Below are 12,967 nucleotides of genomic sequence, written 5' to 3'. Positions count from 1 at the left end.
TTCTCGTGTCCCGGGCGGTCCACCCTGCATGACTGACATCACGACGACCACTCTCGACCTGGGCCCCCAGACCAGGATCGTCGCGCGCCTCGCGGCGGCCGTCCGCGACGATCAGCTCGCGGACGGCACGCCCTGCCCGGATTACGCCGTCCACCACATGCTCGGGCATCTGACCCACCTCTCCGCCGCCTTCCGGGACGCCGCACGCAAGGACCTGGGGCCCACCACCGACACCCCGCCCACCTCCGCCACACCGGACATCGGGCCCGACTGGCGCACCGAGCTGCCCAGGGTCCTCGACGAGCTCGCCGAGGCCTGGCGGGACCCTGCCGCCTGGACCGGCATGACCCGTGCGGGCGGCGTCGACCTGCCCGGCGCGATCGCCGGTGCCGTCGCCACCGACGAACTGGTGATCCACGGCTGGGACCTGGCGCGGGCCACCGGGCAGGCGTACACCCCCGACCCGGCCGCCCTGCGGGCGTCGTACGACTTCCTGCTCGCGGCCGCCGAGCAGGGGGATCGGGGCGGCGGGATCTTCGGCCCCGTCGTGCCCGTCCCGGAGGGCGCCCCGTTGCTCGACCGGGCGATCGGGCTGAGCGGGCGGGACCCGAAGCAGGGCCCGCCGACCGGGGCGTGATCGCCGGGCCGGGCGGGCCAGGAGTCGTACGTCACGCCCCGCGCCCGGCGTAGACAAACGCAAACGGGACCCCTGTCGCCGGGTGGATCCGTACGCTCCCCACCATGCCCCTGAGTCTCACCGTCCTCGGCACCGCCTCCCCGTACCCCCGGCCGGGCCGCCCCTGTTCCGGCTACCTGCTGCGCGGGGCGGGCGCGGAGGTGTGGGTGGACGCGGGGCCCGGATCCTTCGCCGAATTGCAGCGGCACACGGATCCCGACCGGCTCACCGCGATCTGGATCTCCCACCTCCACGCCGACCACAGCGCCGACCTCCTCGCCGCGTCCTACGCGATGGCCTTCGGCGGGCTCACCCCGCCGGCCCCGATCCCGGTGTACGCGCCCATGGACTGCGCGCTGCGGCTGGCCGGCTTCTTCGGGCGGGCGGACATCCGGTTCCTGAGCGGGGTCTTCGACTTCCGCCCGCTGTACGACCGCCACACCGTACGGCACTGGAACCTGCGGCTCACCACGCGCGCGGTGCTCCACGACACCGAGGCGTACGCGCTGCGCGTCGAGTGCCAGGGGAGCGTGTTCGCGTACTCCGGGGACACCGGGCCGTGCGACGCGCTCACCGAACTCGCCTCCGGCGCGGACCTGTTCCTGTGCGAGGCCGACATCGACGAGCATCGCAAAGGCGAACAGGTGCATCTGACGCCCGAGGACGCCGGTGAGGCGGCCCGCAAGGCCGGTGTGCGGGAGCTGTTCGTCACCCATGTCGGCCCCGGTCTCACCCGCGAGGACGCGACCGCCCGGGCGGCGGCGGCCTTCGGCGGACCGACCCGGACCGCTCGCGAAGGCGAAACCATCCCCCTCTGATCTCTCTCTCAATCTTCTTCCGGTCTTCTTCTGCCTTCTTCTGTCGGAAGCATTGACGAAACACGGCGCCCCTCCTACCTTCAACGCGTCGTACTTCGTACGTCATATATGAGACGCGATATGTGAGATCAGAGAGGCCCGCATGACCTCTGTGCCCACGCCGATCCCCTCCCGCACGCAGTACGTGCTGGAGGAGATCAAACGCCGCATCCTCACCGGGCAGCTGACGCCCGGTCAGGCCCTGGTCGAGACCGAGCTCGCCGCACAGTTCGGGGTGTCCAAGACCCCGGTGCGCGAGGCGCTCAAGACCCTGGCCGGCACCGGACTGGTCGTCATGAGCCAGTACAAGGGCGTCACGGTGCGCATGGTGGACGCGGACATGGCGCGCGAGGTCTACGACGTACGGCTGCTGCTCGAACCGGAGGCGCTCAAGCGGGCGGTGCGCCGGGGCGCCTCCCTGGACGCGGCACGCGATGCGCTGACCAGGGCCGACGAGGCGACCGACACCGCCGAACGCTCCCTGGCCAACCGGGAGTTCCATCGCGCCCTGTATCTGCCGTGCGGCAATCCGCTGCTCGGCCGGATGCTCGACGAGGTCCGCGACCAGGCCGCCCTCGTCTCCGCCGTCGCCTGGGCCGCCTCGCCCTCCTGGGAGCGGGAGGCCGGTGAGCACCAGGAGATCCTGCGGCTCGCCCTCGACGGTGACGCCGACGGCGCGGCCCGCGCCCTGTACGCCCACATCGCGTCGTTCGTCGAGCGAGCGTTCCCCGAGGCAGCGAACCAGGAAGGTCAGGAATGAGCAGCGTGGCGTTCGAGGACCAGCGAGCGGCGCTGGCCGACGTGGTGGCGATCCCGGTGACCCCGTTCGCCGAGGACGGCTCCGTCGACCGGGCCGCCCACCGGGCCCTGCTGCGCCGTCTGCTCGACGGCGGGATCACCACCCTCACCCCGAACGGCAACACCGGCGAGTTCTACGCCCTCACGCCCGAGGAGCGGCGGCTCGTCACGGAACTGACCATCGACGAGGCGGGGGAGCGCTCGGCCATCCTCGTCGGTGTCGGTCACGACGTCCCCACCGCCGTCGCCTCCGCACGGCACGCCCGTGAGCTGGGCGCCCAGATGGTGATGGTCCACCAGCCCGTCCACCCCTACGTGTCGCAGCGCGGCTGGGTCGACTACCACCGGGCCATCGCCGAGGCCGTGCCCGAGCTGGGCGTCGTCCCGTACATCCGCAACGCGCAGCTGCACGGCGAGCGTCTCGCCGAACTCGCCGACGCCTGCCCGAACGTGATCGGCGTGAAGTACGCCGTCCCGGACGCGGCCCGCTTCGCCGCCTTCGCCCGGGACGCGGGCCTGGAGCGCTTCGTCTGGGTGGCCGGCCTCGCCGAGCCGTACGCCCCCTCCTACTTCTCCGCGGGCGCCACCGGCTTCACCTCAGGACTCGTGAACGTCGCCCCGGCCGTTTCGCTGAACATGATCGAAGCGCTTCGATCAGGAGACTATCCGGCGGCGATGAAGGTCTGGGAGCAGATCCGCCGCTTCGAGGAGCTGCGCGCCGCCAACGGCTCCGCCAACAATGTCGTCGTCGTCAAGGAGGCCCTTGCCTCCCTTGGGCTGTGCCGCCGTGACGTCCGTCCGCCGAGCCGCTCGCTGCCCGAGAGCGAGCGCGCCGAGGTCGCCGCCATCGCCGCGGGGTGGTCCATATGAAGCGCTTCGACGATCATGCCGAGGACCGCTCCGAGCGCCGCCGGAAGCGCCCGGAGGAACTCAGAAGCCACCAGTGGTACGGCACCGACGGCCTGCGCTCCTTCAGCCACCGCGCCCGCACCCGTCAGCTCGGCTACCTCCCCGAGGAGCACCTCGGCAAGCCCGTCATCGCCATCCTCAACACCTGGTCGGACATCAACCCCTGTCATGTGCACCTCCGTGACCGGGCCCAGGCGGTCAAGCGGGGCGTGTGGCAGGCGGGCGGTTTCCCGCTGGAGTTCCCGGTCTCCACGCTCAGCGAGACCTTCCAGAAGCCGACCCCCATGCTCTACCGCAACCTGCTCGCGATGGAGACCGAGGAGCTGCTGCGCTCCTACCCGGTCGACGGGGCCGTCCTGATGGGCGGCTGCGACAAGACCACCCCCGCGCTGCTCATGGGCGCGGCCAGCGTCGACCTGCCCACCGTCTTCGTGCCCGCCGGGCCCATGCTGCCGGGCCACTGGCGCAATGAGGTCCTCGGCTCCGGCACCGACATGTGGAAGTACTGGGACGACAAACGGGCCGGCCTCATCGGCGACTGTGAGATGGCCGAGCTGGAGAACGGCCTCGCGCGCTCGCCGGGCCACTGCATGACGATGGGCACGGCGTCCACGCTGACGGCCGCCGCCGAGGCGCTCGGCGTGACGGTCCCGGGCGCGTCCAGCATCCCCGCCGTGGACTCCGGGCACGACCGGATGGCGGCCAGGGCGGGCCTGAGCATCGTCGAACTGGTCCACAGGGACCGCAGGCTCTCCGCCCTCCTCACCCGCGACGCCTTCGAGGACGCCGTGACGACCGTCCTCGGCCTCGGCGGCTCCACCAACGCGGTCATCCACCTCGTCGCCATGGCCGGCCGCGCCGGCATCCGCCTCACCCTCGACGACTTCGACCGCATCGCCCGCACGGTCCCGGTCCTCGCGAACGTCCGCCCCGGCGGCCAGAAGTACCTCATGGAGGACTTCCACTTCGCCGGCGGCCTGCCCGGCTTCCTCTCCCGGATCCCGGACCTGCTCCACCTGGACCGGCCGACCGTCTCCCACGACTCGATGCGCGAGCAGCTCGCCGGCGCCCAGGTCCACCACGACGACGTCATCAGGCCCCGGGACAACCCGGTCGCGAGCGAGGGCGGGGTCGCCGTACTGCGCGGCAACCTCTGCCCCGACGGCGCCGTCATCAAGCACATCGCCGCCGAGCCGCACCTGCTCAAGCACACCGGTCCCGCGGTCGTCTTCGACGACTACAGGACCATGCAGCGCACCATCAACGACCCGGAGCTGGGCATCACCGCCGACAGTGTGCTGGTGCTGCGGAACTCCGGCCCCAAGGGCGGCCCGGGCATGCCCGAGTACGGCATGCTGCCCATCCCCGACCACCTGCTCAAGCAGGGCGTGCGGGACATGGTCCGGATCTCCGACGCCCGGATGAGCGGCACCAGCTACGGCGCGTGCGTGCTGCACGTGGCGCCCGAGTCGTACGTCGGCGGACCGCTCGCGCTGGTCCGCACCGGTGACCCGATCACCCTCGACGTCGAGGCCCGCACCCTCCAGCTCCACGTGGACGACGAGGAGCTGGAGCGGCGCAGGGCGGCCTGGACACCGCCGCCCACCCGCTACGAGCGCGGCTACGGCGCGCTCTACAACGAGCAGATCACCCAGGCCGACACCGGCTGCGACTTCGAGTTCCTGGCCCGGCCGGGCAAGGTCGCGGACCCGTACGCGGGCTGAACCCCGTACCGCCACCGCACCATCCCGGGCACGGCCAAGAACGCACCACGCACGACGAGAAAGCGCTTCCTGAACGAGCACGACGCACGCACGACGTACCGAGAACGGAGAACAGTCATGGCCCAAGCCGCAGCCGTGGCGAAACCGCCCGCGCCACCCCGGCGGCGCCGTGCCTCCGCCACGCCCCGCAGGCTCCCGTACCTGCTGATCGCGCCGGCGGCCCTGCTGATGCTGGGCTTCATCGCCTACCCGGTGATCAGCGTCTTCTACTACAGCCTGCAGAACTACAACCCCACCAAGCCGTGGCGCAACGGCTACGCGGGCTTCGACAACTTCGTCCACGCCTTCACCGACGATCCGCAGTTCTGGGACACGCTGACCTTCAGCGCCAAGTGGGTCTTCGTCGAGGTCGGGCTGCAACTGCTGTTCGGTCTGGCGCTGGCGCTGATCGTCAACCAGACCTTCGTGGGACGGGCGCTGGGCCGCGCCCTCGTCTTCTCCCCGTGGGCCGTCTCCGGCGTGCTGACCTCCGCGATCTGGGTGCTGCTCTACAACTCCCAGACGGGCATCACCCGTTACCTCGCCGACATGGGCATCGGCACCTACGGCACCAGCTGGCTGTCGGACACCTCCACCGTCTTCCCGGCGGCGATCGTCGCCGACCTGTGGCGCGGCGTCCCCTTCTTCGCCATCCTCATCCTCGCCGACCTCCAGTCCGTCTCGAAGGACCTGTACGAGGCCGCCGAGGTCGACGGGGCGAGCCGCGTCAAGCAGTTCTGGCACATCACCCTGCCCCATCTGAAGGACGCCATCGTCCTGTCCACGCTGCTGCGCGCGGTGTGGGAGTTCAACAACGTCGACCTGCTCTACACGCTGACCAACGGCGGTCCGGCGGGGGAGACCACCACCCTCCCGCTGTACATCGCCAACACCTCCGTCGACGCCCACAACTTCGGCTACGCGTCCGCCCTCACCACGGTCGCGTTCGTGATCCTGCTCTTCTGCTCGATGGTCTATCTGCGGCTCAGCAAGTTCGGAGGTGAAGGCAAGTGATCACCAAGGAGGCCACCGAGGTCGCCCCCGCCCCCGCGCCCGTGCCCCCCGCCGCCGACCGGCGGCCGGGCAGGAAGCACCGCGCCTGGGACGAGGTCCCCCGCTGGCAGATCTACGTCCCCCTGTCGATCTACCTGCTCTTCACCCTGATCCCGTTCTACTGGATCCTGCTCTTCGCGCTCCGCCCGGCCGGCTCGACCTCGCTCGTGCCCTGGCCGATGACCTTCGACCACTTCGAGAAGGTCTGGAACGAGCGGGACTTCGGGATCTACTTCCAGAACAGCGTGCTCACCGGCGTCGCGACGCTGCTGCTCACCACCCTCGTCGCCCTCACCGGCGGCTACGCCCTCGCCCGCTTCGACTTCAAGATCAAGCGCGCGTTCATGCTGGCCCTGCTGTGCACCCAGTTCGTCCCGGGCGCGCTGCTCCTGGTCCCGCTCTTCCAGATCTTCGCCGAACTGAAGATGATCAACTCGCTCGGCAGCGTCATCATCGCCGAGACGGTCTTCCAGCTGCCCCTGTCGATGATCCTGATCAGCGGCTTCATCCGGAACGTGCCCTACTCCCTGGAGGAGGCCGCCTGGGTCGACGGCTGCAACCGGCTGACCGCCTTCCGGATCGTCGTCCTGCCCCTGCTGCGGCCCGGGCTGATCGCCGTCGGCTCCTTCGCCTTCGTGCACGCCTGGAACCACTTCCTGTTCGCCCTGATGTTCCTCTCCGACCAGTCCAAGCAGACCATCCCGGTCGGCCTCAACACCCTGATGAGCGCGGACAGCGTCGACCTCGGGGCCCTGGCCGCCGGCGGCATCATCGCCGCCGTTCCCGTGGTGATCGTGTTCGCCTTCATCCAGAAGTGGCTGATCACCGGGTTCAGCGCGGGGGCGGTGAAGGGATGAGACTCCGTCAGGTCACCGTCGTGGGACTGCTGGTGGGAGCCTTCTGCGTCCCCGCCCACGCCGAGGCCCGGGACATCGGCCGCGACACCCTCGCCGCCGACGACGGCTGGGCCGCGTACGGCACCGGCACCACCGGAGGCGCGGCCGCCGACGACGACCACGTGTACACGGTCACCAACCGCGCCGAACTCGTCCGCGCCCTCGACAACGGCAGCGCCACCCCCAAGATCATCAAGATCGCGGGGACCGTCGACGCCAACACCGACGACGACGGCGACCACCTGGACTGCGCCGACTACGCCACCGACGGCTACGACCTGAAGAAGTACCTCGCCGCCTACGACCCCCGCACCTGGGGCTCCGCCAGGCCCAGCGGCCCCCAGGAGGAGGCCCGCCAGGCGTCGGCGGCGCAGCAGGCCGAGCGGGTCGTGCTGACCGTTGGCTCCAACACCACCATCGTCGGCCTGGGCAAGGGCGCCGTCCTCAAGGGCGGCAGCCTCCAGGTCAGGAACGCGGACAACGTCATCCTCCGCAACCTCGACCTGCGCGACGCCTACGACTGCTTCCCCGTCTGGCAGCCCAACACCGGCGGCCTCGGCGACTGGAAGACGGCGTACGACAACGTCTGGCTGACCGGCGCGACCCACGTCTGGGTCGACCAGGTCACGGCGAGCGTAATGCGAACGTCTGATCGGCATTTCATCCTTCAGGGGGGATGGGCAGGGCATTTCGTCCTTGGCGCTCCCAAGGAGCAGGCTCCCGGGGCTAGCATCGGCTTGTCTCACCACAGAGATGGTGGATCTACCGCCGGGCGGGCGGAAAGTGACGCCTGTGGAGGCCCATGTAAGACCGATCTCCGCGGAGACTGGCCAGGGCCTGCGAAGCAGGAACCCATGGTGGTGCCGCATAGCGGTACGGACCGAAATCTTCAGCCCCAGGGCTGGGGAGGTCGTCAATCGCTCGGCGTGTCGACCGAGCGGGCGTTCTACGCCGAGGGCTGCATCTTGGCCAAGCCCTCGCGCGTAGAGGTCGCCGACCTGGTCAAGAGCTGGAACGGCACCGCCCTGCACCAGAGCGGCACCCTCTTCAACGGCTGGCCCGTGGACCTGCTGGCGATCCACAACGCCTACAACTCCGGCAGCGAGCGCGATCTCACCGCGGACGTCGGCTGGACGCCTACCCTGCACGGAAAGATCGACAGCGCCGCAGTGGCCGACCGCGAGGTGGCCCGCGGCGCGGGCGCAGGGAGGATCCCATGAGCACCGTAGACATCGTCCTGGCGGGCGCACGTGGCCACGGCCGCTGGCACCTGGACAACATCCGCCGGCTCCAGGACAAGGGCATCGTCCGGCTCGCGGGCATCTGCGAGCTGACCCCGCTCACCCCGGACGAGATCCCCGAGGGCCTCGGCACACCGGAGCAGTCCGCCGACTTCGGCGCCCTCCTGGACTCCACCGGGGCGCGCATCGCGGTGATCTGCACGCCCATCCCGACCCACACGGACCTGGCGCTCCAGGCCGCGGCCAGGGGCGTGCACCTCCTCCTGGAGAAGCCGCCCGCCCCCTCCTGGGCCGAGTTCCGCCGGATGGCCGACGGGGTCGCCGAGGCGGGCGTGGTCTGCCAGATCGGCTTCCAGTCGCTGGGCTCGCACGCCGTGCCCGCGATCCGCGAGCTGGTCGCCGACGGGGTGATCGGCGAGATCGCCGGGGTCGGCGGCGCCGGCGCCTGGGCCCGCGCCGAGGCGTACTTCCGGCGGGCACCCTGGGCGGGCAAGCGGCGGCTGAACGGCGTCGACGTCATCGACGGCGCCCTCACCAACCCGCTCGCCCACGCCGTCGCCACCGCCCTCGCCCTGGCCGGCGCGACCCGCGCCGAGGACGTCACCGGCATCGAGACCGAACTGGCGCACGCCAACGCCATCGAGTCCGACGACACCTCCTGCGTCCGCGTCACCACCACCGGCGACCTCCCGATCGTCGTCGCCGCGACCCTGTGCGCCGAGGACCCCGACGACCCGTACGTCGTCGTCCACGGCAGCCGCGGCCGGATCACCTACTGGTACAAGCAGGACCGCGTCCTGCTCCAGCGCGCCGGCCACGGACCCGAGGAGTTCGAGTACGGCCGCACCGACCTGCTGGAGAACCTCGTCGAGCACCTCACCGACGGAACCGCACTGCTCGTCCCGCCGGCCGCGACCGAGGCCTTCATGCGGGTCGTCGAGGCGATCAGGGTCGCCCCCGACCCCGTACGGCTCCCCGACGACGCCTGGCACCTGCTGAAGGACGAGGACCGCCGGGTCGTCCCCGGCATCGACGGCCTGGTCGCGGCCGCCGCCGACACCCTCGCCCTCTACTCCGAACTGGGCGCCCCCTGGGCGCTCACGACCGCGCATCCGAAAGAGGTGAGTACCTGATGCCACAGTCCCCGGACGCACCGGTCGTATTGCGCGTCGCGGGCCGCCCGGTCGGCCGCTACGTCACCCGGCCCGAGCTGCCCGCCCGGCTCTCCCCGCGTCCCTATCTCCACCCGGTCACCACCCTGGCCGGCACGGCGGTCACCGAACTGGCCCCGGCCGACCACCTCCACCACCTCGGCGTCGGTGTAGCCGTTCCCGACGTCGAGGGGCACAACTTCTGGGGCGGCCGCACCTATGTCCGCGACCGGGGCCCGACCGAACTCGACAACCACGGCACCCAGCGGCACGGCTCCTTCCAGCTCCGCGACCCCGACGGATTCGTCGAGGAGCTGCGCTGGGTGACGGCGGCCGGGGCGGAGTTGCTGCGCGAGCGCCGTACCGTCGCGGCCACCGAACTGACCGGCACGGCCTGGGTGCTGGACTTCACCTTCTCCCTCACCAACGTCACCCCGGGCCCGCTGTCCATCGGCAGCCCGGCCACCAACGGCCGTCCCGGCGCGGCCTACGGCGGCTTCTTCTGGCGGGCCCGCAAGGAGCAGGAACCCCCGCAGGTCTTCACCGTCGACCGCGAGGGCGAAGAGGCGGTCCACGGCAGCCGCGCCGACTGGGTCGCTCTGACGGGATGGGGGTCCCCCCGCTCGAGCGAAGCCGAGAGCGGGGGAACATGGACACTGGCCTTCGCCGGGGCCACCGAAGAGACCCGCCAGGACCCGTGGTTCGTGCGCGCCGGGGAGTATCCGGGCGTCGGCTCCTCACTGGCGTCCGGGGAGCGGCTGCCGGTCCCGCCCGGCGAGACCGTCGTACGGCGGATCGTGACCGTGGTGGCCGACGGGCGTCTCCCCCGGCTCGAGGTGGCGGCCCTGGTCCGCAAGGCGGTGAGCCAGTGACGTACGAGACCCACGGTACGTACGAGACGTACACGAACCCGGTCCTGAACGCCGACTGGTCCGACCCGGACGTCGTGTGCGTCGGCGACGACTTCTACCTCACCGCCTCCAGCTTCGGCCGCGCCCCCGGCCTGCCGCTGCTGCACTCGCGGGACCTGGTCAACTGGACCCTGGTCGGTCATGCCCTCGAACACCTGGAACCGGCGGAGGAGTTCGCCGGACCCCGCCACGACTGCGGGGTCTGGGCCCCGTCGCTGCGCCACCACGACGACCGCTTCTGGATCTTCTGGGGCGACCCCGACCAGGGCGTCTTCCAGGTCAACGCCCCGGAGATCAGGGGCCCCTGGACCCGTCCGCACCTGGTGAAGGAGGGCCGGGGACTCATCGACCCCTGCCCGCTGTGGGACGACGAGACCGGCGAGGCATACCTCGTCCACGCCTGGGCGAAGTCCCGGTCGGGCGTCAAGAACCGGCTCACGGGCCACCGGATGCACCCCGACGGCACCTCCCTCCTCGACGAGGGCAAGCTGATCGTCGACGGGGACCGCATCCCCGGCTGGTTCACCCTCGAAGGACCGAAGCTCTACAAGCACGACGGCTGGTTCTGGATCCTCGCGCCCGCCGGAGGAGTGGAGACCGGCTGGCAGGGCGCCTTCCGCGCCCGGGACTTCTTCGGCCCGTACGAGGAGAAGATCGTCCTGGAGCAGAAGGACACCGAGGTCAACGGCCCCCACCAGGGCGGCTGGGTGCGCACCCCGGCCGGCGAGGACTGGTTCCTGCACTTCCAGCAGCGCGGTGCCTACGGCCGGGTCGTCCACCTCCAGCCGATGAGCTGGGGTCCGGACGGCTGGCCGGTGCTCGGTGACGAGGGCGCCCCCGTCGCCGTACACCGGCGGCCGGACCTGCCCGTGCAGCCGCCTGCCGCGCCCGCCACCGACGACGACTTCCCCGGCGGACGCTTCGGCCGCCAGTGGCAGTGGACGGCCAACCCCCAGGCCGGCTGGGCCACCCAGCACTCCGCCGACGGCCTGCGCCTGACCTGCGTACGGACGGCGGACGCGCACGACCTGCGCACTCTGCCGAACATCCTCACCCAGCGCCTCCCGGGAGTCCCGTCCGCCGTGGAGGTGGAGCTGGAACTGCACGGCGAGGAGCCCGGCGCCCGCGCCGGACTCGCGGTCCTCGGCGACGCGTTCGGCTGGATCGGCCTGCAGCGCGGCACCGACGGATCGGTCCACCTCGTGCACCGCTTCGCCGAAGCCGTCGCCATGGGGGCACCTCCCACGCCTTTCGGGCAGTGGGGGAACGAACGGGACGCCGACCACCCGCGGCTCGCCCCCGAGGGCCGGGCGCGCCTGCGGATCGAGATCGGCACGGGCGCACGCTGCCGTTTCGCGTACGACGTCGGCGAGGGCCTGCGCTGGTCGGGCCCCGTCTTCGCCGCCACCCCCTGGCGCTGGGTGGGCGCCCTGCTCGGTCTCTTCGCGCTCGCCCCCACGGGACCGGGGCCTGCCGGAGCGGCCTCGTTCACGGAATTCCGGATCAGACCGCTCTGACCCTTTCCCCTGTACGCCTGTTGGGAGCCGCAATGACGCACTTCCATAGCAAGCGCTTGCCAAGACCGCGGTCACGGCCGAGGGCGGGTGCGGTGCTGATCGCCGTGGCCGGTCTGATCGCCGCGCTGGGCCTGGGCACCGTCGGTGAGGCGAGAGCCGCCGCACCCGCCACCGCCCCGGCCGACCGTTGGACCGACCGCGCCCACGGCTTCGCCTCCCTCGCCGGGGGAACCACCGGCGGGGCCGGCGGCAAGGTCGTCACCGTCACCGACCAGGCCGCGCTCGCGAGGTACGCGGCCGCCGAGGAGCCGTACGTCATCCGGGTCGAGGGCTCGGTGGCGGTGGAGCCGTTCGGCTCGGACATCGTGGTCGGCTCGAACAAGACGATCATCGGCGTCGGCGACACCGGCGAGATCGTCCACGGCGAGCTCCACCTCGACCCCGGCACGCACAACGTCATCATCCGCAACCTCACCATCCGGGACTCGTACGTCGAGGGCGACTGGGACGGCAAGACCACCGACTTCGACGCGATCCAGATGGACACCGTCGACCACGTCTGGATCGACCACAACCGCTTCACGCACATGGGCGACGGGCTGCTCGACATCCGCAAGGACAGCCAGTACGTCACCGTCTCCTACAACCAGTTCTCGCAGCACAACAAGGCCTTCGGGATCGGCTGGACCACCAACGTCCTCACCCAGATCACCATCGACCACAACTGGTTCACCGGCACCAAGCAGCGCAATCCGTCCGCCGACAACTGCGCCTACGCCCACCTCTACAACAACTACCTCTCCGCCCAGGTGGCCGACGGCGACCCGGTGTGGACGTACGGGAACTGGTCCCGGGGCCACACGAAGATGGTGATCGAGAACAGCTACTACGACGGGGTCCAGCACCCCTACCAGGCCGACGCCACCGCGGAGCTGGTCCAGCGGGGTTCGATCCTGCGGAACACCAGCGGCCGGACGGACACCTGGGGCTCCGCCTTCGAACCCCGCGACTTCTACGCCTACCGGCTGGACCCGGCGGCCGCCGTCCCGGCGCTGGTCAAGCGGTTCTCAGGACCGCAGAAGCGGATCGGCGCCGTGCTCGACGGGCCGGGCGCCCACCCGACCGTCCGGGTCGCCGCGAACGACCGGGCTCCCCAGGCCCGCCACTGACCCCCCACAACTTCATATCTCCGTTG

At 71.0% G+C, this 12,967-nt stretch carries 11 protein-coding genes and 1 pseudogene; all 12 read left to right on the top strand.

Features of this window, described 5'->3' with window-relative positions:
• Window positions 1-28 precede the first annotated feature (28 nt).
• Window positions 29-637, top strand: a complete 609-nt coding sequence (locus tag ACIRF9_RS05065) for a TIGR03086 family metal-binding protein (RefSeq protein WP_403816516.1) — start codon at window positions 29-31, stop codon at window positions 635-637.
• Window positions 638-741: 104 nt separating this feature from the next.
• The gene (locus ACIRF9_RS05060; RefSeq protein ID WP_403816513.1) at window positions 742-1,494 is read left to right on the top strand and encodes an MBL fold metallo-hydrolase; all 753 of its coding nucleotides are present in this window, start codon (window positions 742-744) and stop codon (window positions 1,492-1,494) included.
• A 142-nt stretch (window positions 1,495-1,636) separates the two neighbouring features.
• On the top strand, window positions 1,637-2,293 hold the full coding sequence (locus ACIRF9_RS05055) for a GntR family transcriptional regulator (RefSeq protein WP_403816511.1): 657 nt from the start codon (window positions 1,637-1,639) through the stop codon (window positions 2,291-2,293).
• A complete protein-coding gene (locus tag ACIRF9_RS05050; protein ID WP_403816508.1) occupies window positions 2,290-3,201 on the top strand; it encodes a dihydrodipicolinate synthase family protein in 912 nt (303 codons plus the stop codon). The genes ACIRF9_RS05055 and ACIRF9_RS05050 overlap by 4 nt, the downstream gene beginning before the upstream one ends.
• The gene (araD, locus tag ACIRF9_RS05045) at window positions 3,198-4,964 is read left to right on the top strand and encodes an L-arabinonate dehydratase (RefSeq protein WP_403816506.1); all 1,767 of its coding nucleotides are present in this window, start codon (window positions 3,198-3,200) and stop codon (window positions 4,962-4,964) included. The genes ACIRF9_RS05050 and araD overlap by 4 nt, the downstream gene beginning before the upstream one ends.
• Window positions 4,965-5,081: 117 nt before the next feature.
• On the top strand, window positions 5,082-6,017 hold the full coding sequence (locus ACIRF9_RS05040; RefSeq protein ID WP_403816503.1) for a carbohydrate ABC transporter permease: 936 nt from the start codon (window positions 5,082-5,084) through the stop codon (window positions 6,015-6,017).
• Window positions 6,014-6,913 (top strand): carbohydrate ABC transporter permease, encoded by a 900-nt coding sequence (locus ACIRF9_RS05035; protein ID WP_403816500.1) that lies wholly within the window; start codon window positions 6,014-6,016, stop codon window positions 6,911-6,913. The genes ACIRF9_RS05040 and ACIRF9_RS05035 overlap by 4 nt, the downstream gene beginning before the upstream one ends.
• Window positions 6,910-8,172 (top strand): pectate lyase, encoded by a 1,263-nt coding sequence (locus ACIRF9_RS05030; protein WP_403816497.1) that lies wholly within the window; start codon window positions 6,910-6,912, stop codon window positions 8,170-8,172. The genes ACIRF9_RS05035 and ACIRF9_RS05030 overlap by 4 nt, the downstream gene beginning before the upstream one ends.
• Entirely contained in the window at window positions 8,169-9,326 is a 1,158-nt protein-coding gene (locus tag ACIRF9_RS05025) for a Gfo/Idh/MocA family protein (protein WP_403816494.1), read from the top strand. Before ACIRF9_RS05030 ends, ACIRF9_RS05025 begins: the two co-directional genes overlap by 4 nt.
• The gene (locus ACIRF9_RS05020) at window positions 9,326-10,216 is read left to right on the top strand and encodes a PmoA family protein (protein ID WP_403816491.1); all 891 of its coding nucleotides are present in this window, start codon (window positions 9,326-9,328) and stop codon (window positions 10,214-10,216) included. Before ACIRF9_RS05025 ends, ACIRF9_RS05020 begins: the two co-directional genes overlap by 1 nt.
• Window positions 10,213-11,772: a family 43 glycosylhydrolase gene (locus ACIRF9_RS05015; RefSeq protein ID WP_403816488.1), complete on the top strand. Its 1,560-nt coding sequence runs from the start codon at window positions 10,213-10,215 to the stop codon at window positions 11,770-11,772. Before ACIRF9_RS05020 ends, ACIRF9_RS05015 begins: the two co-directional genes overlap by 4 nt.
• Before the next feature lie 32 nt (window positions 11,773-11,804).
• Window positions 11,805-12,914, top strand: a pseudogene (locus tag ACIRF9_RS05010) (polysaccharide lyase family 1 protein); the annotation flags it as partial.
• Between the last annotated feature and the right edge of the window lie 53 nt (window positions 12,915-12,967).

The organism is Streptomyces sp. NPDC096132 (assembly GCF_044763345.1).
Classification (GTDB): domain Bacteria; phylum Actinomycetota; class Actinomycetes; order Streptomycetales; family Streptomycetaceae; genus Streptomyces.
Note: the sequence above shows the minus strand (reverse complement) of the source record. Positions and strands in the feature narration are given on the sequence as shown.

Coding starts and splice junctions, on each gene's coding strand:
- ACIRF9_RS05065 (WP_403816516.1), top strand. CDS start 29: ATGACTGACATCACGACGACCACTCTCGACCTGGGCCCCCAGACCAGG.
- ACIRF9_RS05060 (WP_403816513.1), top strand. CDS start 742: ATGCCCCTGAGTCTCACCGTCCTCGGCACCGCCTCCCCGTACCCCCGG.
- ACIRF9_RS05055 (WP_403816511.1), top strand. CDS start 1,637: ATGACCTCTGTGCCCACGCCGATCCCCTCCCGCACGCAGTACGTGCTG.
- ACIRF9_RS05050 (WP_403816508.1), top strand. CDS start 2,290: ATGAGCAGCGTGGCGTTCGAGGACCAGCGAGCGGCGCTGGCCGACGTG.
- araD (WP_403816506.1), top strand. CDS start 3,198: ATGAAGCGCTTCGACGATCATGCCGAGGACCGCTCCGAGCGCCGCCGG.
- ACIRF9_RS05040 (WP_403816503.1), top strand. CDS start 5,082: ATGGCCCAAGCCGCAGCCGTGGCGAAACCGCCCGCGCCACCCCGGCGG.
- ACIRF9_RS05030 (WP_403816497.1), top strand. CDS start 6,910: ATGAGACTCCGTCAGGTCACCGTCGTGGGACTGCTGGTGGGAGCCTTC.
- ACIRF9_RS05025 (WP_403816494.1), top strand. CDS start 8,169: ATGAGCACCGTAGACATCGTCCTGGCGGGCGCACGTGGCCACGGCCGC.
- ACIRF9_RS05020 (WP_403816491.1), top strand. CDS start 9,326: ATGCCACAGTCCCCGGACGCACCGGTCGTATTGCGCGTCGCGGGCCGC.